Source organism: Blastomonas sp. AAP25 (assembly GCF_001295965.1).
In the GTDB taxonomy this organism is placed as follows: Bacteria; Pseudomonadota; Alphaproteobacteria; order Sphingomonadales; family Sphingomonadaceae; genus Blastomonas; species Blastomonas fulva.
The window spans coordinates 323,721-346,859 of sequence record NZ_LJHP01000020.1 but is presented as its reverse complement, the minus strand read 5'-3'; the positions used below and the strand labels follow the sequence as shown (position 1 = coordinate 346,859).

At 66.0% G+C, this 23,139-nt stretch carries 23 protein-coding genes and 1 tRNA gene; 10 read left to right on the top strand and 14 right to left on the bottom strand.

Annotation, left to right across the window (positions count from 1 at the left end):
- Positions 1-170: 170 nt before the first annotated feature.
- Positions 171-851 carry a 2OG-Fe(II) oxygenase gene (locus tag IP68_RS14745; RefSeq protein ID WP_054135743.1) on the bottom strand — a complete coding sequence of 227 codons (681 nt, stop codon included), beginning with the start codon at positions 849-851 and terminating at the stop codon, positions 171-173.
- Positions 852-979: 128 nt separating this feature from the next.
- Positions 980-2,080 (bottom strand): RcnB family protein, encoded by a 1,101-nt coding sequence (locus IP68_RS14740; RefSeq protein ID WP_231684038.1) that lies wholly within the window; start codon positions 2,078-2,080, stop codon positions 980-982.
- A 212-nt stretch (positions 2,081-2,292) separates the two neighbouring features.
- On the opposite strand from IP68_RS14740, the gene IP68_RS14735 reads away from it, so the two are divergent.
- The 3 genes from IP68_RS14735 to IP68_RS14725 all read left to right on the top strand — a co-directional run bounded on the left by IP68_RS14735 (position 2,293) and on the right by IP68_RS14725 (position 4,609).
- The gene (locus IP68_RS14735; protein ID WP_054135741.1) at positions 2,293-2,958 is read left to right on the top strand and encodes an MOSC domain-containing protein; all 666 of its coding nucleotides are present in this window, start codon (positions 2,293-2,295) and stop codon (positions 2,956-2,958) included.
- A gap of 8 nt (positions 2,959-2,966) precedes the next feature.
- Positions 2,967-4,157, top strand: a complete 1,191-nt coding sequence (locus tag IP68_RS14730) for a dipeptidase (RefSeq protein WP_054135740.1) — start codon at positions 2,967-2,969, stop codon at positions 4,155-4,157.
- 71 nt (positions 4,158-4,228) lie between these two features.
- Positions 4,229-4,609, top strand: a complete 381-nt coding sequence (locus tag IP68_RS14725; protein ID WP_117351627.1) for a hypothetical protein — start codon at positions 4,229-4,231, stop codon at positions 4,607-4,609.
- 3 nt (positions 4,610-4,612) lie between these two features.
- On the opposite strand, the gene IP68_RS14720 is transcribed toward IP68_RS14725, so the two are convergent.
- The 6 genes from IP68_RS14720 to IP68_RS14695 form a co-directional block, all read right to left on the bottom strand.
- Positions 4,613-4,918, bottom strand: coding sequence for a hypothetical protein (locus tag IP68_RS14720; RefSeq protein ID WP_054135738.1), 306 nt, complete (start codon positions 4,916-4,918; stop codon positions 4,613-4,615).
- Positions 4,919-5,025: 107 nt separating this feature from the next.
- On the bottom strand, positions 5,026-6,966 hold the full coding sequence (locus IP68_RS14715; RefSeq protein WP_231684030.1) for a S9 family peptidase: 1,941 nt from the start codon (positions 6,964-6,966) through the stop codon (positions 5,026-5,028).
- 35 nt (positions 6,967-7,001) lie between these two features.
- A complete protein-coding gene (gene accC, locus IP68_RS14710; protein ID WP_054135737.1) occupies positions 7,002-8,369 on the bottom strand; it encodes an acetyl-CoA carboxylase biotin carboxylase subunit in 1,368 nt (455 codons plus the stop codon).
- Positions 8,370-8,376: 7 nt separating this feature from the next.
- The gene (gene accB / locus IP68_RS14705) at positions 8,377-8,841 is read right to left on the bottom strand and encodes an acetyl-CoA carboxylase biotin carboxyl carrier protein (protein ID WP_231684029.1); all 465 of its coding nucleotides are present in this window, start codon (positions 8,839-8,841) and stop codon (positions 8,377-8,379) included.
- Between the two features lie 167 nt (positions 8,842-9,008).
- Positions 9,009-9,449, bottom strand: coding sequence for a type II 3-dehydroquinate dehydratase (gene aroQ / locus IP68_RS14700; RefSeq protein WP_054135820.1), 441 nt, complete (start codon positions 9,447-9,449; stop codon positions 9,009-9,011).
- Between the two features lie 81 nt (positions 9,450-9,530).
- Complete coding sequence (locus IP68_RS14695; protein WP_054135735.1) at positions 9,531-10,721, bottom strand: FAD-dependent oxidoreductase; 1,191 nt, start codon at positions 10,719-10,721, stop codon at positions 9,531-9,533.
- 103 nt (positions 10,722-10,824) lie between these two features.
- Here IP68_RS14695 and IP68_RS14690 point away from each other — a divergent pair, with 103 nt between their 5' ends.
- A complete protein-coding gene (locus tag IP68_RS14690; RefSeq protein WP_054135734.1) occupies positions 10,825-11,430 on the top strand; it encodes a DUF6445 family protein in 606 nt (201 codons plus the stop codon).
- 9 nt (positions 11,431-11,439) lie between these two features.
- Here IP68_RS14690 and IP68_RS20495 read toward each other — a convergent pair whose 3' ends face one another.
- The gene (locus IP68_RS20495; RefSeq protein WP_197275813.1) at positions 11,440-11,595 is read right to left on the bottom strand and encodes a hypothetical protein; all 156 of its coding nucleotides are present in this window, start codon (positions 11,593-11,595) and stop codon (positions 11,440-11,442) included.
- A 140-nt stretch (positions 11,596-11,735) separates the two neighbouring features.
- Here IP68_RS20495 and IP68_RS14685 point away from each other — a divergent pair.
- Positions 11,736-11,810, top strand: a tRNA-Thr gene (locus IP68_RS14685).
- Between the two features lie 35 nt (positions 11,811-11,845).
- Here the strand turns inward: IP68_RS14685 and IP68_RS14680 are convergent.
- Positions 11,846-12,166 carry a GNAT family N-acetyltransferase gene (locus IP68_RS14680; RefSeq protein ID WP_054135733.1) on the bottom strand — a complete coding sequence of 107 codons (321 nt, stop codon included), beginning with the start codon at positions 12,164-12,166 and terminating at the stop codon, positions 11,846-11,848.
- Positions 12,167-12,452: 286 nt separating this feature from the next.
- On the opposite strand from IP68_RS14680, the gene infC reads away from it, so the two are divergent.
- Positions 12,453-12,965: a translation initiation factor IF-3 gene (infC, locus tag IP68_RS14675; RefSeq protein ID WP_054135732.1), complete on the top strand. Its 513-nt coding sequence runs from the start codon at positions 12,453-12,455 to the stop codon at positions 12,963-12,965.
- A 6-nt stretch (positions 12,966-12,971) separates the two neighbouring features.
- On the opposite strand, the gene IP68_RS14670 is transcribed toward infC, so the two are convergent.
- Both IP68_RS14670 and IP68_RS14665 read right to left on the bottom strand, forming a co-directional pair.
- Complete coding sequence (locus tag IP68_RS14670) at positions 12,972-14,525, bottom strand: DUF4139 domain-containing protein (RefSeq protein WP_197275812.1); 1,554 nt, start codon at positions 14,523-14,525, stop codon at positions 12,972-12,974.
- A gap of 237 nt (positions 14,526-14,762) precedes the next feature.
- The gene (locus IP68_RS14665; RefSeq protein WP_082382385.1) at positions 14,763-16,172 is read right to left on the bottom strand and encodes a DUF4139 domain-containing protein; all 1,410 of its coding nucleotides are present in this window, start codon (positions 16,170-16,172) and stop codon (positions 14,763-14,765) included.
- Between the two features lie 107 nt (positions 16,173-16,279).
- Here IP68_RS14665 and xth point away from each other — a divergent pair, with 107 nt between their 5' ends.
- On the top strand, positions 16,280-17,053 hold the full coding sequence (gene xth, locus IP68_RS14660) for an exodeoxyribonuclease III (protein ID WP_054135819.1): 774 nt from the start codon (positions 16,280-16,282) through the stop codon (positions 17,051-17,053).
- A gap of 9 nt (positions 17,054-17,062) precedes the next feature.
- On the opposite strand, the gene IP68_RS14655 is transcribed toward xth, so the two are convergent.
- The gene (locus tag IP68_RS14655) at positions 17,063-17,842 is read right to left on the bottom strand and encodes a class I SAM-dependent methyltransferase (RefSeq protein WP_054135729.1); all 780 of its coding nucleotides are present in this window, start codon (positions 17,840-17,842) and stop codon (positions 17,063-17,065) included.
- Between the two features lie 86 nt (positions 17,843-17,928).
- Here IP68_RS14655 and IP68_RS14650 point away from each other — a divergent pair, with 86 nt between their 5' ends.
- Positions 17,929-18,366, top strand: a complete 438-nt coding sequence (locus tag IP68_RS14650) for an Rrf2 family transcriptional regulator (protein ID WP_054135818.1) — start codon at positions 17,929-17,931, stop codon at positions 18,364-18,366.
- 19 nt (positions 18,367-18,385) lie between these two features.
- Here the strand turns inward: IP68_RS14650 and IP68_RS14645 are convergent, their stop codons facing one another.
- Positions 18,386-19,975 (bottom strand): M23 family metallopeptidase, encoded by a 1,590-nt coding sequence (locus tag IP68_RS14645; protein WP_054135728.1) that lies wholly within the window; start codon positions 19,973-19,975, stop codon positions 18,386-18,388.
- A 257-nt stretch (positions 19,976-20,232) separates the two neighbouring features.
- On the opposite strand from IP68_RS14645, the gene IP68_RS14640 reads away from it, so the two are divergent.
- Together IP68_RS14640 and IP68_RS14635 are read left to right on the top strand one after the other, a co-directional pair.
- Positions 20,233-22,794 carry a helicase-related protein gene (locus tag IP68_RS14640; protein WP_054135727.1) on the top strand — a complete coding sequence of 854 codons (2,562 nt, stop codon included), beginning with the start codon at positions 20,233-20,235 and terminating at the stop codon, positions 22,792-22,794.
- Complete coding sequence (locus IP68_RS14635; protein WP_082382384.1) at positions 22,787-23,095, top strand: RNA-binding S4 domain-containing protein; 309 nt, start codon at positions 22,787-22,789, stop codon at positions 23,093-23,095. Before IP68_RS14640 ends, IP68_RS14635 begins: the two co-directional genes overlap by 8 nt.
- Positions 23,096-23,139 lie beyond the last annotated feature (44 nt).

The following is a 23,139-nucleotide window of genomic DNA, read 5'->3' as shown; positions in this document are numbered from 1 at the left end:
ATAGACGGACTGCACAGGTTGAAAAGTAGGCAAGCCAATTTGTGAACGCCAGATGAAGAATTTTGTTCACCGATTGCCGCCCGCGTGACAAAAAAACCGCAGATCGGAGCCAGTTTCTGGGCTTTTACGACGATCCGTTGCGCGATGGTTCCAGCCACGGCGGGCGTGCGTCACATCCAGAATCCCCGCCTGAACCATTTGGTGATGATGTATTTGGTGCCGGCGGTCACCGGGTTGCCGCTGTGCAGCAGGTTCGGATTGGGGGTCCCGTCGGGCGCCATGTTGTTCCAGATCAGCAGCATGCCGGTGCGCGGCATCATCTTGAAGCTGAGGTGCGGAAATCCGGTCTCGCCGCCGCCTTTGGGTTCGTTGAGGAACACCATCGCGGTCCAGCTGCGCTGCCCGCCCGACTTGCGCTCGCGCTGCCAATAGGACTGGGTGGTGTGGAAATAATCGTGGTGCGGCTTGAATTCCTGGCCCTTGGCATAACGCTGGCCCTGCAGCGTTTCGCCACGGCGCGGATCGATGCCGGTGAGCCCGCAGATGCGGTCGTCGATTCGCAGCACATCGGGATGCCAGCGGTCGAGATTGCAGCTGTAGCTGGTGCGGAACAGGCTGTCGTTCTCCTGGTCCGACCGATAGAGCTCCGATGGCACCGCATCGGCATCGATCATGCGGATCAGGTCGCTGCATTCGGCCTTGCTGAGAAAGTCCTGATAGCAATAGACCTGCATCGGTACCTTGACGTCGTCGAAGGTGATGCGCTGCACGCGCGGGTGCGCATCCAGCCGGGCGCCGACCTCGCGCCCGATCCGGGCCAGCTGTCTGCGATGAAAAAAGTCCGCGATCATGCCGTGTCGTTGTGCGCAGCCTTACGGGCAAGTCAAGTCGCATGGCCCAGGCCAGGGTGAGGAGACGACATCGCCCGCCGGATTGCTCCGGCGGGCGGGGTGTGTCGCAGCCTCGAAGGGTCAGGTGCTTACCAGAAGAAGTCGGGGATCACGTCCACGACCTGACCAGTGTAGATATCGACCAGCAGCACATCGCCGAAATAGCGGACCCAGCGCAGCTGGCCGTAAGCGGGCGGCAGGCGATAGGCCCATGGATCGTTGATCCAGAAGTTGTTGGCAAAGAAAGGCGCGCCCAGCGTGAAGCCTATCCCCAGCCGGCGATAGCCCCATCCCCGCACCGGCGGATAATAGCGACCCGCGCGGAAGAAATTGCGGTTCTGGTTGCGAAAGCCGACCCAGTCATAGCGCCGGTCGTTGCGCCAGCCGCGATCCCAGTTGCCGCCGCGCCCGCCGCGGTTATTCCAGCCCCGGTTGTCCCAGCCACCATTGTTCCAGCCGCGATTGCTGTAGCCGCGGCGGTCGTCCCAGCCACGCCGGTTGTCGCGGAAATCACGGTTGTCGGCGCGGCGGTCCTGGCGGAAGTCGCGGCGATCATCGCGGCGGTCGGTGCGAAAGTCGCGGACGTCGCCCCGCCGGTCCTGACGGAATTCGCGGCGATCGTCCCGCCGGTTGGCGCGGAACTCGGGGCGTGTGACCTCGCCCTGGCGCAGGTCCTGACGATCGGCGCGGCGTTCCTGACGGAAGTCGCGCTGGTCGCCGCGGCGCTCCTGACGGAAATCCTGCCGGTCGCCGCGACGTTCCTGACGGAAGTCCTGGCGGTCGCCGCGCCGTTCCTGGCGATATTCGCGCGGGGTGGCGATGCGCGCGCTGCCGATGGCACTGCGGTTCTGCGCGCGGAACTCGCGTCCGCCGCCACCGCCGCCGCCCCGCAACTCGCGACCGCCGCCACCGCGATTGCCGCGAAATTCGCCGCCGCCGCGCCGTCCCTCGCGCTGCTGCGCAACCGGCTGCAGCCCGGCGTGTGCCGCGATGCCGGCATCCTGCGCGATCGGCTCGATGACCGCCGCGTCGGCCTGCGCGAGCGGGAGCAGCAGGCTGGCGATGGCAAGCCCCGCGAGCACGAGGGGCATGCGGTGAAACTTGCCCGACAGGCGATGGCCCAGCGGGCGCGCATATTCGGCAGGGGCAATCGCCGGAGAGGGCGGATGTGTGGTTGTGGAACTGGACATGACCATAGTCGACCTTTTTCGAAAATGGCCTGGGCAATCGTGTCGGCAACCACGCGGCACAGGACGGTTGTGATGTTGCCCATCTATCAGCCTCTTGCTGACCCCCAGCTTAACCGATCGATTGATCACAGGTTCAGCATCGTAAAACCCCGTCACATCGGGGGTTGAATTGCGTTGCGTCCCCCCGCGCACGGGGTTAGCTTGGATGCTGCATGAGTTCGCACGCGGTCCGCATCCTGGCGCTGCTCACCGGCACGCCCCGCCCCTTTCGTGAAGACGGCACGATGAGCGCCATCGCGCGTCAACCAGTCACCGGCCCCGTGATGCTGGGCGAGCTTGGATTTGTCGGAGATGCGGTTGCCGACACCGTCCACCATGGCGGTCCGGACATGGCGATCCACCATTATCCCTTCGATCACTACAGCTTCTGGCAGCAGCGGCTGGATTCGCACAAATTGCTGCAGAAGCCGGGCGCCTTTGGCGAGAACATCTCGACCCGCGGGCTGGTGGAAACCGATATGCGGATCGGCGACAGGTTTCGGCTGGGAGAGGCGCTGGTCGAGCTGACCAAGGGACGCCAGCCCTGCTGGAAGCTCGATCACCGCTTTGGCGTGTCGGGCAAACAATCGGTGATGGCAGAGATCGTGCGCACCGCGCGCTGCGGCTTCTATTATCGCGTGCTTGAGCCCGGGCGGGTGCAGTCGGGCGACGTCATGCGGCTGGTCGAGCAGGGCCCGTCTGCGTGGACCGTCGACCGGGTGTTCAAGCTGCTCGTCGGCGGGCAGTACAAGGCAGAGCCCGAAGCGGTGCGCGCGCTCGCCGATCTGCCGCAGCTGGCGGCAGACTGGCGCAAGCGTGCCGCGGCGCTGGCGGATTGAAAGGGACCATGACGCTGCGAACCCTCCCGTTACTGGCGCTGGCCTGTCTGGCCGGGCCGCTTGCCGCGCAGGACGCATCCGATGCGGCGCGCGTGCACGACAGCGTGCTGACGCTCGACACCCATCTCGACAGCCCCGCCAATCTGGACCGGCCCGGCTGGCGGATCACCGACCGGCACGATGTGCTGCACGACAGCACCCAGGTCGATCTGCCGCGGATGATCGAGGGCGGGCTCGATGGCGGCTTCTGGGTGATCTATACCGACCAGGGGCCCAATGACGCGGAGGGTTATGCCCGCGCGCTGGCGCATGCGCTCAAACGTCTGCACCAGATCCACGATTTCGTCGCCGCCAATCCGCAGAGCTTCGCTCTCGCCACCACCGCCGCCGATGCCAGCCGTATCGCCGCGACCGGGAAGCGCATCGTCTATGTCTCGATGGAGAACAGCTACCCGCTGGGCACCGATCTTGCCAATCTGGAGGCGTTCCATCAGCTCGGCCTGCGCATGGCAGGGCCGGTGCACAACGGCACCAACCAGTTTGCCGATTCGACCAATGGCGAGGCGCTGCACGGCGGCCTCAGCGAACTGGGCAAAGCGTGGGTGCGCGAGGCCAACCGGCTGGGCATCATCATCGATGCCAGCCACGCGGCCGACAGCAGCTTCGACCAGATGCTCGAGCTTTCAAGGGCGCCGATCATCCTGTCGCATTCGGGCCCGAAGGCGCTGCACGATCATCCGCGCAATCTCGACGACGCCCGGCTCAAGGCGCTCGCGGCGAAGGGCGGGGTGATCCAGATCAACAGCCTGTTCCTTTCGCCCGACAAGCCGCGTCCGACGGTGGAGGCGCTGCTCCCGCAGATGGCAGCCGCAGCTGACCTGGCGCCCGAGGCACGCGCTGCGCTGATGGCGCGATGGGCCGCAGCGAACGCTGCCGAGCCGCGATCGAACACCGATTTCAACCGCTACATGCAGGCGATCTTCCATTGCATCGACCTGCTGGGTGTCGATCATGTCGGGATCGGTGCGGACTGGGATGGCGGTGGCGGGGTGATCGGGCTCAACCAGATCAGCGAGATCCCCCGGATCACCGAGGCGCTGCTCGCGCGCGGGTTGACGCCCGCCGAGGTCGAGAAGATCTGGAGCGGCAATGTGCTGCGGGTGATGGCCGAGGTGGAGCGCGTCGCGTCGAAGAGGTGACGCGATTGTCCAATCGGCGGGCCGCAATCGCGGCTATGGCTGGTGAACGCTGTTCGAGGGAGGGCATGGCGATGCGTGCATATTGGATCCGGGTTCTGACCCTATTGCTGGCGGCATTGCTGCCCGCGTCGGCGGCCATCGCGGCAACGCCCGAGCGCAAGCCTGATCTCGCCGATATGGTCGCGGGCACCTATGAAGGCGACATCATCTCGGATGCGCGCGGCTCATCGAAATCGGGGGTGACGATCACGGTGGTGCGCTCGGGCAAGAACGTGGTCGAGGTGTCGTGCGACTGTGCGCGCATCCCCAAGGTGCAGATCCCGCTCGAAAAGGCGATGGATGCCATCCTCGCCGCCAGCGGGCCTCATGTCTTCCTGATCGATACCGCGCGCGATCCGCGCCGGCTCAGCCTGACGATCGACGACGCCTCGCTGAGCGTCGAGAGGCAGTAGGCCTCAGGCCATCTCGACCGCGAACAGCGTGTTGCCCTGGTAGCGATCTTCGCTAGGGTTGAACACCGGCTGGGGATCGAACAGACGGTCGGTCAGCGCGAGATCGTTCAGGCCGTCGAGCTTGAACGCGCCGACCTTGATCTCGCGCGGGGGCTTGCCGTCGCGCTCCAGCGTCACGCCATCCAGGTACAGCTGGTCGTGGCGCGTATAGAGAATGTGCGGCGCAAGCCGGATGCGGGTGCGGTTGTAGGTCGCTTCCAGACATTTGCGCAGGGCGATCGCCTCAAGCACGGTCTTGTTGATATCCATGCCCACAATATGATCAAAGCCACGTCCGGTTTCAATCGATTTTTGTGCAGTGCAGCATTTCCCTGCCCCGATACCGGGCAATCGCTCGAAATCCGGAAGCACCGCGCTTATTTCGCCGGCTTGCCCTTCAGATGGGTATCGAACCAGGCGACCGTCCGCCGCAACGAATCCAGTCGGTTCTCGCGCCGGTCGAAGCCATGGCCTTCCTGCGGGTAGAACACGGTCTCGACGATGTTGCCCTTGGCCTTGAGCAGATCGTTGACCTCCTGCGCCTGGCCGCGCGGCACGCGGATGTCGTTTTCGCCCTGGATGGTGAGCAAAGGTGCCTTCGCGGCATTGAGATAGGTCAGCGGCGAGGACGCCTTGTAGACATCGGGGTTCTCGTCAGGCGTGCCGAGCAGACCGCGCTGATAGGCCTTGAGCCGCTCGTCCTGATCGCGGTACATCGTGTTCCAGTTGATGATCCCGAACCACTGCACCGCGGCGGCGAACTCGTCGGGGGTGCGGCCAATCGCCATCAGCGTCATGAACCCGCCATAGGATCCACCAAAGATGCCGACCCTGGCCTTGTCGACATAGCCGGTGCTGACCAGGAACTGCTTGGCCGCGACGGTGTCCTTGAGGTCGCCGCCGCCCAGATCCTTGTAGTTGGCGTTCTGGAAGGCATCGCCATAGCCGGTCGATCCGCGGAAGTTGGGTGCGATCACCACATATCCGCGGCTGGCAAAGGCAGCGGCATACTGGCTGAAGCCGTCCTGCGTCGCCGATGTCGGGCCGCCATGCGGGATGACGATGGCCGGGTTGGAGCCGTCGCGCTTGAGGTTGAACGGCATCGTCACCACCGCGCTCACCAGCGTGCCGTCAAAGCTCTTGTAGGTCACGACGCTCGATTTGGGCAGCACCGCGGGCGTCAGGCTGGCCATCGCGAGCTGTGTCGCGGGGCGCGCGGTGTTGGCGGCCAGATCGACGACATACAGGTTGGATGGCGAATCCGCGCCCGAACGCGTGGTCAGCAGCATCCGGCCGTCGGGCGACAGCGGCTGCGCGCCGGTGAGGTTGTTGACGCCCGGGTCGAGCGGCAACGGCGTCTCGGTGCGGCTCGCCAGATCGAAGCGGGTCAGCGTCGAGCGCGTATCGGCATTGGTCCGCGCCACCAGCGCCTTGCCGTCCTCGATGAAGCCGCCAGCAAGCTGCTCCCAGGGCGTAGGCTTGAGCCAGGTCCAACTCTTGTCTGCGACCCTGTAGACCCCGGCATGGTCCTGCCCCGTCTTCTCGTTGGTCGAGATGGCAAGCAGGCTGCCATCGGCGGTGGCATCGGCCGCCTCGTAGCGCACGTCCTTGGCGCCCAGCAGCTTGGTCGCTTTGCCATCGGCGATGCTGACCTTCCAAACCTCGCCCTCGCGGCTGTCGACCCGCGCGCGGTTGGCGATGATTGCCTTGCCGTTGTCGACGAACGCGACCGGGCCCCAGTTGAACTGCGGGTCCTTCTCCGCCGTCAGGTTGCGCACCTTGCCATCGGGGCCCATCACCGCAAGGTTGGACTGGCCTTCGGATTTGCGCTTGGTCGAAAGCGCGATGAGATCGGTCTGCCCGCTGGTGAGCATGTCGCTTTCGGCGATGTCGGGGGTTTGCGTCAGCCGCTCGACCGCGCCGCCGCCGGTCGGCACGCGGTAGATATCGGCATATTCATTGCCGCCTACATCCTCCTCGAAATACACCCATTGGCCATCGCGCGAGGCGACCAGGCCGGACTGCACCTCGTCCGATTGCGTGATCTGCACTGGCCAGCTGCCCGCGGCATCGGTGCGCCAGATGTTGAACCTGCCGGTGATGTTGGTCGAGACGAAGATCTGCTTGCCGTCCGCGCTCCACGTCACGCCCGCAAGCCCACGCGTTGCGCCGATATCGTCGATCGGCACCGGCCGCGCCTGCGGATTGGCGGGCGAGGCGATGCTGGCCGGATCGGTCACCGGCCGGTCGGGGGTTGCCACCTGCGCGGCAAGAGGGACGGTGACTCCCAGCAACAGCATTGCAGACCAACGCATCATCACCGTCTCTCCTCATGTCACCCTGTCAGGGGCGTTTATGCCTGTTCCGCTTCCTGTGCGTCCAGCTCGGCCAGCCAGTTTTCCAGCCATTTGATGGTATAGTCACCCGACAGGAAATCATCCTGCTTGAGCAGCTCCTGATGCAGCGGGATAGTCGTCTTGACGCCCTGCACCACGAACTCCTCGAGCGCGCGCTTGAGGCGCATGATGCAGCCCTGGCGGGTGCGGCCATAGACGATGACCTTGGCGATCATGCTGTCGTAATAAGGCGGGATCCGGTATCCGGCGTACAGCCCGCTGTCGACGCGGACATGCATGCCGCCGGGCGGGTGGTAGTAACTCACCAGGCCGGGCGAGGGGGCGAAGGTGCGCGGATCCTCGGCGTTGATCCGGCATTCGATCGCATGGCCGCGAAACTCGATCTCGTCCTGCTTGACCGAAAGCGGATGGCCTTCGGCGATGCGGATCTGCTCGCGCACCAGATCGACCCCGGTGATCGCCTCTGTCACCGGATGCTCGACCTGCAGCCGGGTGTTCATCTCGATGAAGTAGAACTCGCCGTTCTCCCAAAGGAACTCGATGGTGCCTGCGCCGCGATAGCCCATGTCGGCCATCGCCTTGCACACCACGCCGCCCATGCGCTCGCGCTCTTCTGCGGTGATGACCGGCGAGGGGGCTTCTTCCAGCACCTTCTGGTGGCGGCGCTGCAGCGAACAGTCGCGCTCACCCAGATGGATCGCGTTGCCCTTGCCGTCGCCGAACACCTGGAACTCGATATGCCGCGGGTTGCCGAGGTATTTTTCCATATAGACGGTGTCGTCGCCGAACGCCGACTTGGCCTCGCTGCCCGCCTGCTGCATCAGCGTCTCGAGCTGATCCTCGGACGGAACCACCTTCATGCCGCGTCCGCCGCCGCCCGATGCCGCCTTGATCAGCACCGGATAGCCGATCGAGGCCGCGATGATCTTGGCCTCGTGGATGTCCTTGATCGCGCCGTCGGATCCGGGGACCAGAGGCATGCCGAGGGCACCTGCGGTGCGCTTGGCCTCGACCTTGTCGCCCATCGTGCGGATATGCTCGGGCTTGGGGCCGATCCAGATGATCTTGTGCGCCTCGACGATCTCGGCGAACTTGGCGTTTTCCGAGAGGAAGCCATAGCCCGGATGGATCGCATCGGCCTGGCTGATCTCGGCGGCCGAAATGATGTTGGCGATGTTGAGATAGCTCTGCCCGGCGGGCGGCGGGCCGATGCACACCGCCTCATCCGCCAGCCGCACGTGCATCGCGTCGGCATCGGCGGTGGAGTGCACTGCCACCGTCTTGATGCCCATCTCGTGCGCGGCGCGGTGGATGCGCAGCGCGATTTCGCCGCGATTGGCGATCAGGATTTTCTTGATGGCCATGGGCTGGTTACTCGATGACGACCAGCGGCTGGTCGAACTCGACCGGCTGCCCGTCTTCCACCAGGATCGCGGTGACTTTCCCTGCGCGCTCGGCGGTGATCGGGTTCATGACCTTCATCGCCTCGATGATCAGCAGCGGATCGCCGATCTTCACTGCGGCGCCGATGCTGATGAAGGGCGCTGCACCCGGCTCGGGTGCGAGATAGGTGGTGCCGACCATCGGCGACTTGACCGCATTGGCCATCGACGGTGCGGCGGGCGCTTCGGGCGCAGCAGCGGCGGCTGCCGGGGCGGCGGCGGGCGCGGGGACAGCGGCGGGTGCGGCGGCCACGGCCACGCTGGCCACCGGTGCGGCGCTGATCATGCGCGCAACGCGGATCTTGCGATCGCCATCTTCGACCTCGATTTCGCTCAGCCCGGTTTCGCCCAGCAATTCTGCCAGTTCGCGTACCAGTTTGCTGTCAATGTTCATGCCGCCTCCCTGTTTTGCATTGCCGCTTTTGCTGCTTGGTGATGCCATTGTCTGTTCCTGCGCCCTTATGGTTCTTGTTCGCGGGTGCCTTGTTTGCGGCGACCGCGCTGGAATATCCTGGGTTGAGCTATGCCCGCGCAGAGGCGGCAAAGACAACCGTTAACTGGTCATAGCAGCGCGGCGGCCTCCAGCGCCAATAGATAAGACGCTGCGCCAAACCCACAGATCGTGCCCTTCGCCGCCCGGCCAACCCATGACAGATGGCGGAATTCCTCGCGCGCATGCGGGTTGGACAGGTGCACCTCGATCACCGGCGTGGTGATCGATCGGATCGCGTCATACAGCGCGACCGACGTGTGCGTGAACGCGCCCGCGTTGAGCAGCACCGCTTTGGCCCCGCTCGCCTGCGCCTCGTGCAGCCAGTCGATCAGATGGCCCTCATGGTTCGACTGCCGCATGTCGATCGCAAGGCCCAGTGCCTGTGCGCGGTCGTCCAGCCGGTCGGCGATATCGTCGAGCGTATCGGAGCCATAGATTTCGGGCTCGCGCAGGCCGAGCAGGTTGAGATTGGGTCCGTTGAGGACGAATATCATCGGTTGATCGGCCATGCTGCTTCCGTTGTGCCGCCCCATCGCCTGGGTGCGCCGCGCTTATGCGGGAAAGCGACTCGCTAGGCAAGGTGGGGGCATTCAGCCGCGCGGCGGCGGCACCGGCCCGCCGCCATATAGCCAGTCCCAGCGCGCCATCACCGCATCGGGCCGGGCGGAGGCTGCGCGGCCCAGTGGCAGCCGCATCGCAAGCGTCGCCAGCGGATTGCCTTCGTGAAAATCCACGCCGTTGGCGTGCGCGCCTGCCTGCACCCGGGCGGTGCGTGGCTGGCGCACTGCAAAGAAGCGGCCAAGCGCCGTCTCAAGCACTGACGCATCGTCTGCCATCGGCAGCAGTTCGGCCAGCGTCACAGCATCCTCGATCCCCATCGCCGCGCCCTGCGCCAGGAACGGCAGCATCGGGTGGCAGGCATCGCCGATCAGCACCGCGCGGCCGCGGTGCCAGGGGCGCATCGGCTTGCGGTCGTGCAGGCCCCAGCGCAGCGGTTGATCCACCCGCGCGAGCAGCCGGGTGATCGCGCCCCACCCGGCAAACGCGGCACGCAGCCGGTCGGGGTCGCCGGGCAGGTTCCAGCCTTCCTCGCGCCAGTCGGCCTGTTCGGTCACCCCGACGAAATTGACCAGACCCGGACGCACCCGATAGGTGACCGCATGGCGGCGCGGGCCCAGCCAGGCGCCCACCCCTGCAGGGGGCGCAGCCGGATCGTCCTTCGCGACGGCTACCAGCGCGCGCCAGGCGACGTGTCCGGTAAAGCGCGCGGCATCGGCGCCGAACAGCTGCGCGCGTACCTGCGAGCGGATACCGTCTGCACCGATGATCAGATCGGCGCGCAGCGTCTGCCCGTCTGCGCTCATCGCCTCGGCGCGATCGGCATCGATCCGCTCGATCGCGCAGCCGGTGACCAGCGCGCCGGGCTGTAGTGCCTCGAGAGCGGCGTGCAGGATCGCGACCAGATCGGCACGGTGCACCGCCACATAGCGCGCGCCCCAGCGGCGCAGCGCGGCATCGCCCAGCGGAATCTTGAGAATCTCGCGCGCGCTGCGGCCATCGCGCAGCGTGATTGCCTGCGGAGCCTCGCCTGCCCCCGCCACAGCCTCTGCGACCCCAAGCTCGCCGAGCGCGCGCATCGCGTTGGGGCCGAGCTGCAGGCCTGCGCCGACCTCGTGCAGCCCATCGGCGCGCTCGGCCACGCGGACCTCGTGCCCCTTGCGCGCCAGCGCCAGCGCGGCGGCAAGCCCGGATATGCCCGCGCCGATGATCAGGATGCGCATGAAGGGCTGTTCGTGGCTCGCATGATCGCTGTGTAACGCAGCTTACGGCGCGCGCAACCATGCTCCCTTCCGGGATGGCGCCTGAACGGCTATGCACCCCCTCATGCTGCCTTCGCTCCTGATCGTTGACGATTTCCTGGCCGATCCATTCGCCGCGCGCGCCGCGGCGCTGGCGCTGGACTATGATCCGGCGACGCGGATCGGCAACTATCCCGGAACGCTGTCGGGCGCGCCCTTGCCGATAGCGGGGCTGGAAGAGGCGGTATCGCGAATCATCGGCGTGCCGCTCAAGCCCCAGCCCGGCACCACCCATGGCCATTGCCGACTGACGCTCAAGGGCGATCGCGGGGTCAGCGGCGTGCACATCGACCCGTGCTTCTATTCCGGCATCCTCTATCTCAGCCGCAACGAGGATGCGCGCGGCGGCACCGATTTCTTTCGCCACAAGCGCACGGGCCTCGAAAAGGTGCCCGCCGATCCGCTGGGGCTGGCGCAGAGCGGCTATGCGGACATCAATGCGCTGGTCGAGGATGTCGTCAACCGCGATACGCTGCTGCCCGCGCGCTGGGAGCGGGTGATGCGGGTACCGATGCGCTTCAACCGGCTGATTCTGTTCAGCCCGTGGCTTTTTCACAATTCGGCGGATGGATTCGGCACGGCGCAAGAGACCGGGCGGCTGGTGCACCTGCAGTTTTTCGCGCGCGGCTGACGCGCCGGATCAGTCCTCGGAGCCATCCATCGCACGCGCCTGCGCCTTGCGGCGTTTCAGGTTTGCGCGCAGATTCGCCGCCAGCCGCGCCTTGCGCGCTTCATCGGCGCGCGGAAGCGGCTGGGCTTTGGACTGGGATTTGGGCTCGATCGGGGTGTCGGACATGGCCTTGTCGGCTTAACGCGACAGTCTGCGATTTGGCAAGGCTTGCGAGGGTTGACAAAGCTTTGGCGTCTGCGCATAGGCGCAGGCCTTGCGAGCGGGCAGGCATCTGTTCCGCCTCGCAGCCGTCCGCGAAATGGTGTGCTGCTGTAGCTCAGTGGTAGAGCGCATCCTTGGTAAGGCTGAGGTCGGGAGTTCAATCCTCCCCAGCAGCACCATTTCGCAGGCGACGGATTTCCGCCCCCATCAACGCTCAGTCCGCCAGCACGTCGCTCCATTCGGGGTGGCGCCTGAACGCCGTGACGACATAGCTGCAGCGCGGCAATACCGTCCAATGGTCGCTGCGGGCCTTGGCGATCAGCGCGTCGACCAGCCGTGCGGCAACACCCTGGCCGCGCATCGCATCGGGAACGAAGGTGTGATCGGCGATGACCCGCGTCGCGCCCGCGCTGGCACCGGTGTTGGCATATGTGAGTTCTGCCTCGGCACCATCGGCGCGATAGACAAAGCGTCCGCCCGATACGGTGGTTTCATGGGTGATGGCGGTCGCGGCATCGGCGTGTGTCTGTGTCATTCCAGTCTCCGTTTCGCCCCCCGATCAGGTCATCAATATGGGGAAGGGGGCCGCGCGCGGCAACCATGGCTGCGAGTCGCAGCCTGCCGCAGCCGACGCCATCAGGCACCAAATGTGCGCCCGATCGTGGCATGGTTGCAACTGTGGCACGGATTCATGCGGCCTGGGGGGCACAAACAGCGCAGGAGGGCCTTTATCTATCGGGCAAGTTGGCTTATATGGCGCGCTCAAGAAACCATCAGGAGATTTCGCTATACGTCCGCCAGCCCCCCGTCGCGGCCTTGCCATGCCCCTTAAATCCGGCCCGCGCTTCAATCAGTTTATCCAGTCGCCCCAGGTTCGGGTGATCGATGAAAATGGCGAAAATCTGGGCGTATTGCGTACCGATGATGCGATAGAGCGCGCAGCAGCCGTGGGGCTCGACCTCGTCGAGGTGTCCCCGAACGCAGAGCCGCCGGTCGCCAAGTTCCTGGACGTGGGCAAGTACAAGTACGAGGCCCAGAAAAAGGCCAATGCCGCGCGCAAGAACCAGAAGACGCAGGAGATCAAGGAGATCAAGATGCGTCCGAACATCGATGACCATGACTATATGGTCAAGATGAAGAAGGTTCACTCGTTCATCGACGAGGGCGACAAGGTCAAGATGACGCTGCGGTTCCGTGGCCGCGAACTTTCGCACCAGCAGCTCGGCATGGCACTGCTCCAGCGGGTCCAGGAAGACGTCAAGGAAGTCGCCAAGGTCGAAGCCTATCCGCGCATGGAAGGCCGCCAGATGCTGATGGTGCTGGCACCCAAGTAACCGCGCTCAACCGTCGACAAAGCGCAGCTGGTAGCTGATCGTTGCACTGTCGTTGGCAGGCACGGTCACCTGCCAGACGTGCTTGCCGTCCTTGCGCACCACCTTGGCCGTAGCCTTGCGCAGATCGGCCTCTGCGATCTCGGCCAGATCGATCTCGGCGGTCACAGGCTTGGGGTTGGCGTTGGTCAGCACCAGCTTGCGGTTTTCACTCCCCTCGGGGCCTGATCCCGCCAGTGTCGTGGTCGCCAGCCGCACCGCGCTGCTCGTCCCGATGGTGAACTTCACCTCCTGTCCCACCGCATAATCGCGCATCCGGCCCTGGCCGATCAGCAGGCCGTTGTCCGATGCGCCATCGAACACCGAAATACGCCCCGATGGCAGCGGCAGGCCGAGGCCCGTCGCAGTCTTGTTGTCCATGCGGACCTCGATCTCCAGCGGCTCGGGCGTTTCGTCAGAACCATTCGCATTGCCGCGATAGACCATCCGTGCAGGCACATTCTGTTTGGCGAGCAGCTTGACCTGTTTTTGCCCCTTGGCCGCCACGGTCGAGCGGAAAGGCACGCGGTAGAGTTTCAAGTCGCCCAGCGCTTCGAGTTCGGCCATCGTGACGCGCGAACCGGTCACGATCACCTCCTCCATCGCCTCGGCGCGCACCGCACCGGTGCGCATTGCGGAGGGAGCCATCATCATCGGTGGCGGGGGCGGTGGTGGCGGCGGGATGTCAAAGACGCCCGCAGCGGTGCTGCCGCGCGGCCAGCAGCGGATGTACAGCGGCGTTGCCTGTGGCTTGTCGGCGATCGCTTGCATCGGCTGGCGGATGTTGAGCGTGCCCGCGATCACCAGCAGCTCGGAATCGGCAAAGCTCTCGGCATTGCCGTTGGCCAGCGTCAGCCAGGAGAACAGGTCGAGCGACGTGCCGTCGTCGGCCAATTTGACGACATAATCGGCGTTCCAGTCGAACCCGGCGGCAAGGTATGTCAGCGTCACCTCGACCGTTGCCGCTTCAGGCGAAACGGTATCGACCGACAGCACCGGCGTTGCGAACAGCCCGCCGGGCAGTTTTTCATAAATCACCTTTTCCGGCAGCCCCGAGCATTGCAGCGCCTCGATGCCGCTTTCGGTCTCGACCACCAAGGCACCCGAAGATCCGCTGCGAATCACCGCATCGCGCTCGCTCACTGCGCCGGTGGCAGGATCGGTGCGGCGCAGCGTCACGCGGTTGCCCAAAGTGCCATCGACCAGCGCGCCGGGGGAGAGCAATTTCTTGTCGCGGTTCTGCTCGATGATCCCGCCGGGCAGCCCGCGGACCACCGAGGACACCGCGACCATGCCCTCGGCGACACCGGCAAAGCGGATGGTCGCAGGGCCTGCGGGGACGGTGATCCGCCGGGTCTCGGTCACAACCGCGAAGCCGTTGAGGAAATTGAGGTTCATCCCCCCGCCATCGCCGCGCGCAGGGTCGCGGTAGATGGTGACCGCGACCGAATCGGGCCTGGGCGAGATGATCTCGGGGCGGGTCTGGGCTTGGGCGGGGGAGAGGAGGGTGGCCAGTGCTATCAATGCCCCAAGCATAACAGTCCGTGTTCCCGAGCCCCTTGGCTGGCTGGCAAGCCAGCCGCTCGGGATAAACTTCCCGGCTTTGCCGGGAAGTCGAGAGACCTCATGCAACCGGGAGCGAGCGCTTCCCTCGACTTCAACCAAAGGCTGAAGTTTATCCTGAGCGAAGCCGAAAGGCGGCGCCGAAGGGCTCGGGACAAACGGATGAGGGGAGCGCATGATACTACTCGCTAGCCACTCTCAATACCCCGTCTCGAAGGTCGCCGTGACCTCAGCGCTGCCATTGGCAGGCACCGGCACCGCCCACACCACCGCATTGCTGCTGCGCCGCTCGCTCTTGGCGCTTTCGGTGACGATCCGCGTGTCGGTCCAGCCGAAATCGAGCCCCGATTGCATCAGGTCGACGGTGACGGCCCCATCGCGCGCGTTGGTCAGTTCATAGCGCATGCTGGTCTGCCAGCGGGTGCTCGACAGCCGCTTGCGCTCGACCACCGTGGTCTTGACCTTGACGTCGAACGCCTCGCCGGTCTTGAGCGCCAGCGCGCTGCCCATCGGGGTGTGGTCGATCGCGTTCTCGCCGATGAACTGCGGCGATCCGCGCTGGTCGCGCTGGTAGAAGCGCACCGAGCCTGCGGGCAGGGCATCGCCAAGGCCACCCGATTTGCTTGAGCTGAACTTGACCACGGTGTCCGCGCTGCGCGGTTCGCTGATGCTGGCGAGCCAGCCGACGCGATATTCATACGCGCGTGACGCAGGCACGCCTTGAACATCGAGGAAGTTGATCTGCTTGGTCTGCCTGTCGGCGATCGTCGTGCGACCGACGGGGTAGAGATAGAAATCACCCAGCCGCTCGCGGTCTGCGGTTTCGGTGCCGGCGCTGCGGATATTTCTGCCACGCCCTCCGCCGAAGCCCGATGCGCCCTGCGGGTTGCCTGCGACCAGCAGCGTGTCGGCATTGCGATAGGTGGTGCCCGAACTGTTCGACAGCGTCACCCAGCCCTGCACGTCGATGCTGCCCTTGGCCTCGTCGAACAAGGCGACATAGTCCGCCGACCAGCCCATGCCGCCGGTGAGATAGCGGATCGCCGCATCGCGTACCCCGGCGCGCTGGCTGTCGAGCGTGATCGAGAGCGTCGGGCGCGCGCGCAGATTTTCGGGCACCTTGTCGAAGATCGCCCGCACCGGCAGCCCGTCGTCGCGCAGCACCTCTATTCGGGTGCCAATCTGGACGACCACGCCCTGGTTGACCGAGAGCACCTTGGCGCGCTCGCGCGTCTCCGCGCCTGTCGCCGGGTTGGTGCGCACCAGGGTGATCGTTTCGCCCACCGCCTTTTCCATCAATTTGCCGGGGGTGAGCAGGTCATAGTCGAAATTCTGCTCGACGATGGTCGCGCCGTCGGCGGCGAAGCTCACCGTCTCGGGCTGGATCTGCGCGGAGACATCGGGGAATTCGATCCGGCTGGTACCGCTGGCGATGTTGAGCTTGCGGATATCCTGCACCAGCGAGGTACTGCCGTTGTACACGGTGACCGAAACGTTGCCTTGCGCGCTGGGGGCGTCGGGATCGGCGGCGTCCTGGGCCAGCGCCGGAGCGAGCGCGAACAGGCTGGCAGCGCCGAGCCCCATCCAGAAACGTGACGAACGGCGCATATGGACCTCCCCAGACTTGTCTGTTCATGGTGGCTTAGGCGGGGCAAAATGAACAGGGGCTAAATCGCTGGGCAAGCGCCTGCCACGCCGATAAGAAGGCGGTCATGCTGCGTATCGCCTCTTACAACATCAACGGAATCAAGGCACGCCTGCCGCGTCTGCTCGAGTGGCTGGACGAGACCCGGCCTGCCGTCGCCTGCCTGCAGGAGATCAAGACGCAGGACGAAGGCTTCCCTGCGGCCGAGTTCGAGAAGCTCGGCTATGGTGCGATCTGGCACGGGCAGAAGGGGTTCAACGGCGTTGCGATCCTGGCGCGCGACGCGCAGCCGGTCGAGGTGCAGCGCGGGCTGGAGGGCGAACCCGAGGACGAGCATTCGCGCTATCTGGAGGCCGATGTCCACGGCCTGCGCGTCGCATGCATCTATCTTCCCAATGGCAATCCGCAGCCGGGGCCCAAGTTCGACTACAAATTGCGCTGGATGGATCGCCTGCGCAAACGCGCGGCCCAGATCATGGCCGAAGAGGTGCCCGCGGTGCTGGCGGGCGACTACAACGTCATCCCGCGCGACAACGACACCTATTCGGTGCGCGCGATGGCATCCGATGCGCTGATGCAGCCCGAAAGCCGCGCCGCCTATCGCCGCATTCTCGCCGATGGCTGGACCGACCCGATCGGCACCCTGCGCCCGGCCGGCGGGGTGTGGACCTATTGGGACTACCAGGCCGGCGCCTGGCAGCGCGACCATGGCTTCCGCATCGACCACCTGTTGCTCAGCCCCCAGGCCGCCGACCGGCTGAGCGCGATCGGCGTCGACAAGGACCATCGCGGTCGCGAAAAGGCCAGCGACCACGCGCCGACCTGGGTGGAACTGAAGGCCTGACCCTGCCCCTCACCGCCGCGCCACGCCGATCAGCGCGGTCGAGGGTATTGGAAGCACCGCCCGGTCGCCTGCGATACGGCGCAGTTCCGAGATGATCATGTCCTTTTGCGCTCGATCCAGATTCGCCCAGTCGGGCGATGGGTCGAACGCGGCATCGAGTTCATCCATCGCCGTCATGTCGAGACCGAAATCGCGGGTCACAAACTCGATCTGCGGATCGCGATAGCCTGCACCGATCAGTTCGGCGGCAAACCCTTCGGCGGTGTTGAGGATCGTCATCGACTCGGGCATCGGAGCCAGCGGTGTTTCGGGAAACAGGCGCCGGATAAGCTGGCCGAGCAGCATGAAGGCACCGGCGCCACGGTCCTGCCAGACCGCCACGACGCCGTATCCGCCGGGCCGGGTGACCCGCGCCATCTCGGCCAATCCCTTGCGCCAGTCCGGGAACATGAACACGCCGAAGAACGAGAAGACCGCGTCGAAACTGGCGTCGGGCAGATCGAGTGCCTGGCCATCCATTACCTGCGCCTCGACGTTCGGCACTGCCTTGGCGGCAATCCGGGCGACCATGCCGGGGGAAAAGTCGGTGGCGAGCACCTGGGCACCGCTTCTTGCGGCGGCGAACGCCAGCGCGCCGGTGCCGGCCGCGACATCCAGAACGCGCGACCTCGGGGTCAGCGGCACCTGCGCCAACCCGGCCTCGACATAGCTGGCGGTATAGGGATGCGCCGTGCGTTCATAGCGTTCCGCCGCGCTGTCCCAGTGATCGATCCTGTTGAAGGCCTGCATTGCTGATATCTCCGAATCATGTAACCTGATAGGTATCGTGAAATTCGGTGCTTGCCAAGTCGTTGCGAGCGACCAAGGTGGTTTTCATGCGGAATGACGGTCGCCTCTCCCGGATGTTGCATGTGCTGATCCATCTGGCGCGGCACGATGGTCCGATGACGTCGGAGACGATCGCGCGGATGCTCGATACCAACCCGGTGCTGATCCGGCGCACGATGTCGGGCCTGCGCGAAGCGGGCTATGTCAGATCGGAAAAGGGACATGGCGGCGGCTGGGCGATCGCCACTGATCTGAACGCGGTGACGCTGCTGGACGTCCACCGTGCGGTCGGCGGACCTCGGCTGTTCGCCATCGGGGTTGAGAACGCCAATCCCGGCTGTCAGGTCGCGAGCGTCGTCAACGAGGCGCTGGACAGTGCGCTGCAGGAGGCAGAACAGCTGCTGATCGCGCGGCTCAGCTCCATCAGCCTGGCCGAGCTTGCCCGGACGTTCGACGCGCGTTGCGGCGATCTTGTCCCGCGCTAGCAGCTAGCCGGAACGAGATTTACGCGATCTTCGTGCCTGCGATCCGTTCGATCTCGCGCTTGGGCTCGGCGGTCTGGGCGGTGGGCGGCGGGGCCAGCGATTGCAGCGCGGCGCCAGGTGCCACGGCCTGCAATTGCTTCAGCCTCGCGCGGAAGTTCGCCAGTTCGCTGCCCGAAAGCTGGGCGCGGGTGGTGAAGCGGACCGATCCGGGATCGACCGCGCGGCCGCCGCGATAGAGTTCGTAGTGCAGGTGCGGGCCGGTCGAAAGGCCGGTCGATCCGACATAGCCGATCACCTGGCCGCGGCGCACGCGGGTGCCGCTGCTCACCGCGATCCGGCTCATATGGCCATAGCCGCTGGCGATGTTGCCGCCATGGGCGATGCGCACGAAGTTGCCGTACCCGCCCTTGCGTCCGGCATAGTTCACCACGCCGTCGGCGGTGGCATAGATCGGCGTGCCGCTGCGGGCGCGAAAATCGATGCCGCTGTGCATCCGGCGGAAACCCAGGATCGGGTGGCGGCGATAGCCATAGCCCGATGTGATCGCGCCGTTGACGGGACGGGCGAATTCGCCGCGTTCCTCGCCCACGCCCGAAGCCTCGAACCACTGCATGCCGTTGCCGGCCTTCCAGCGCAGCATCTGCGCGCGCGGCTTGCCGCTGCGTTCGAGACCCGCATAGAGCAGGTCGCCCATCTCGACCTCGCCGGTCGCGGCGCGCTTGTAATCGACGATGATGTCGAACTCGTCGGTCGCGCGGATATCGTTGCCGATCGAAAGCTGGGTGCCCAGCGTGCGCAGATAGGCCTGGATCGCACCCGGCGGCGCGCCTGCCGCGCGCGCCGAACGATAGAGGCTTGAGCCCACCGTGCCGCGAATTCGCAAGGGGGTGGCGTCGACCAGAATGGGCTTGCGCACCAGATCGAGCTCGGATCCTGCCCGCACGATCTCGACGTTCATGTCGAAGCGCGCACGGAACGCGATGGTCTCGACCGGGCGCGGCTGGTTGCGTGCAAAACGGCGGCCCAAAGTGATGTCGATGCGGGTGCCGTCGCGAATGTCCTCGAGCGGAACCACCGAGGAGACGAGATTGGCGACCGATTGCGCATCGCCGCTGCCCACGCCTGCGCGCTGCATCACGCGCATGAAGCTGTCGCCGCGGCCGATGACGGCGGCAAGTTCGATCGTCGGGCGCTCGGGTGCCTGGCGCAAAGCGACCACCGCATCGGTTGCCGCCATCGCGCGTCCGGTATCGCTGCCGAATGCCATCGGCATGATCATCTGGCTGCGCAATTCTTCGAGCGCAACAGGGGCCGGGGCCATCGCCGCCGCGCCCAGCGGATGGATGCCCGGCCACACCGCATAGGCGCCGGTGCACAGCAGGCAGAGCGTTGCCAGTCCGCGAAACCATTCAAGGCTGCCGATGTTCTGGCCCAGATCCGGGGTCCAGTTGGTCTCGTGGATGAAGGTTGCAAGCCGCGACCAGCGCTCACGGATCGAGCCGAGGCCAAGCCCGGGCACGCCCATGGCCGGCGCCGGAAGCGCATCGGCCATCGACAGTCTGGCGGTGGCGGCCCCTGCCCCCAAAAGCTGTTCGCGTTGCTGAAACAAGTCCGACCCTTTTTCGCCATTCCTCCCGTGCTGCACCTTTCAGGCGGGCACGATGGCGATTTTTCCTCGCCCGCAAATCTTGTGGAGAATGCCGGTTAAAGTCAAATTAACCCGCGCGACAAAACCCGTTCGCCGGGACGAGCGGTGCATTAAGCCGGGCCAATGGCGGAACCTGTCCACAGCCGATTGCACGGCTTGCCGAATGGGACTTGCAACTTGGCGAGGCGGCCATGATGTAAGGCGTGGAGGCTGCTCCCATGACCCGATTTTCGTCCCGATCTGCGCAGGGCTCCGTGACTGCCGTGCTGGGACCGACCAATACCGGCAAGACCCATCTTGCCATCGAGCGGATGAGCGCGCACTCCAGCGGCCTGATCGGCTTTCCGCTCCGCCTGCTGGCGCGCGAGGTCTATGACCGGGTGGTCGCGATCAAGGGGCCCAAGGAGGTCGCATTGGTCACCGGGGAAGAGCGCATCGTCCCGCCGGGCGCGCGCTGGTTCCTCTCCACCGCCGAAAGCATGCCGCTGCAGGACGGGCGCGATTTCGCCTTCGTCGCGATCGACGAGGCACAGCTTGGCGCACATCCCGAGCGCGGGCACGTCTTCACCGACCGTATCCTCAACGCGCGTGGCCGCGACGAGACGATGATCCTGGGATCCGAAGCGCTGGCTCCCATGGTGCGCACGCTGGTGCCCGATGCAGAGATCATCACCCGTCCGCGCTTTTCGACGTTGAGCTATGCCGGGATCAAGAAGCTCTCGCGGCTGCCACCGCGCAGCGCGATCGTCGCGTTCTCCGCCGAGGAGGTCTATGCGGTTGCCGAGATGCTACGCCGTTTCCGCGGCGGCGCTGCGGTGGTGATGGGCGCGCTCAGCCCCGCGACGCGCAACGCGCAGGTGGCGATGTATCAGGCGGGCGAGGTCGATTATCTCGTCGCCACTGATGCGATCGGCATGGGGCTCAACATGGATGTCGAGCATGTCGCGTTCGCCTCGCTGTACAAATATGACGGCGCGCGGCGGCGGCGGCTGACGCTGCCCGAAATGGCGCAGATCGCCGGGCGCGCCGGGCGACATCAGCGCGACGGCACCTTCGGATCGGTCGCGGGCCGCGCCGATGCGCAGTTCAGCGACGAAGAGATCGAGCGGATCGAGCAGCACCAGTTCCCGCCGCTCAAATCTTTGTTCTGGCGCGATTCTGCGCCGCGCTTTGACAGCCTGGGGCACCTGATCGCCGATCTGGAACGCTTGCCCTCCAGCCCGGTGCTCAAACCCGCGCCCGAGGCGATCGATCTTGCGGTGCTGCGGCGGCTTGCCGATGATCCTAATGTCGGCGCCAGCGTGCGCGGGACAGCCGCGGTGCGGCGCTTCTGGTCGGTGTGCAGCCTGCCCGATTTCCAGCATCGCGGGGCGGAGCATCACGCCAATTTCGTCGCCCAGCTCTGGCAGCATCTGGGGCAGGGAAAAGGGCATATCCCGGCGGACTTCATCGCCCGGCGTATCGCCGATCTCGATCAGGTGCAGGGCGATGTCGAAAAATTGGGCGCGCGCATCGCGGCGATCCGCACCTGGGCCTATGTCGCGCAGCGCCGCGACTGGCTTGCCGATCCGGCGGAAATGGCAGGCCGCACCCGTGCGGTAGAGGAGCGCCTGTCCGATGCGCTGCACAAGGCGCTGGCGCAAAGGTTCGTCGACCGGCGCACCGCCGTGCTGTTGCGTGGCCTTGGCGGCGATGCCTCGCTGCTGCCGGTGACGCTGGAAGAGGGCGATGCGATCTGCGTCGATGGCGAGCCGATCGGCAAGTTGAACGGCTTTGCCTTTGTCGTCGACGCACAGGCGCGGCTGGCGGACCGCAAGCTGCTACTCGCTGCGGCCGACCGGCATCTGCCGGGGCTGCTGGCCAAGCGCGCGCGCGAGCTGAACGGCGATGTGCCCGGCAGCCTGGTCATCGCAGCCGATGACAAGGCGCGCCCCGCATTGCTGTGGCGCGGGCAGCGGATCGGGCAGATCGTGCGCGGTGCCTCGCTCGCCCAGCCGAAGTTCCAGCCCGACCGTGCGCTCGAGGCGCTGCCGCGTGCCGATCACGAGGCGCTGCTGGCACACGTCGCGGCCTGGCTCGAGGCGCAACTGGGAACGCCGCTGGCGCCGGTGCGCGCGCTGGCCCGCGCAGCAGAGGACAAGCGCTGCTCCGGGCCGCTGCGCGCGCTGCTGGTGCAGCTGATCGATGCAGGCGGCGCGATGCCGCGAGTGCAGGCCGATGGGCTGATCAGCGCGCTGGATCCTGCCGCGCGGCAGGTGCTGCAGCGGCTGGGGGTGCGGCTGGGCAGCCTCGACGTGTTCTGCGCCGCGATGATCCGACCCGATTGCCAGCGGCAGCTCGGCCTGGTGCGCGCGGTGCAGGCGGGCGACCCCCTGCCGCCGCCGGCAGACGCGCAGGTCGCCGCGCTGCGCACGGTGGTCCCGGCGGGCTCGCTGCCGGCAGGCGGTCACCCGGCCTATCGGCTGGTGGGCGATCAGGCGCTGCGCGTCGACATGGCCGAAAAGCTGATCCGCGCCGCGCACGACCGGCGCGGCCAGGCGGCGAGCTTTGTCATCGATCCTGCGCTGGCGATCTCGATGGGGCTGACCGCCGCCAACACCGAGCGGCTGATGCGCGCGGCAGGCTTTCGCCGCGATGGCGCGGCGGCGAGCGGGGATGATGCTGCGGCGCTGTGGCGCTGGCGCGGGCTGGGGCGGAAAAAGGCGGTCGAGGCGGCACCCCCGCCAAGGCCCGACGGACATTTTGCGGCACTGGCACAATGGAAGGTGGCGATTGGCTGAAACGGGTGGATCGGGCTCGGGTGCGGGCGGGCATATGCGGATGGATGTGCTGTTGTGGTATCTGCGGTTGGTGCGCAGCAGGTCCCAGGGCAAGTCGCTCGCCGAACAGGGCGTGATCCGGGCCAATGGCACCCGGGTGGTCAAGGCGCATCACGCGGTGCGCTGCGGCGACATCCTTACCGTCCCCCAGGGTTCGCGCGTGCTCGTGCTGCAGATAGACCATCTGCCCTGGCGTCGTGGCCCTGCCGAAGAGGCGATCGCCTGCTATCGCGAGCCCGAGGACCGGTGCGCCGCCGGATAAAGCTAGGCTTTGTCCTCCCGAGGCAGCGCGATATTGACGCCACC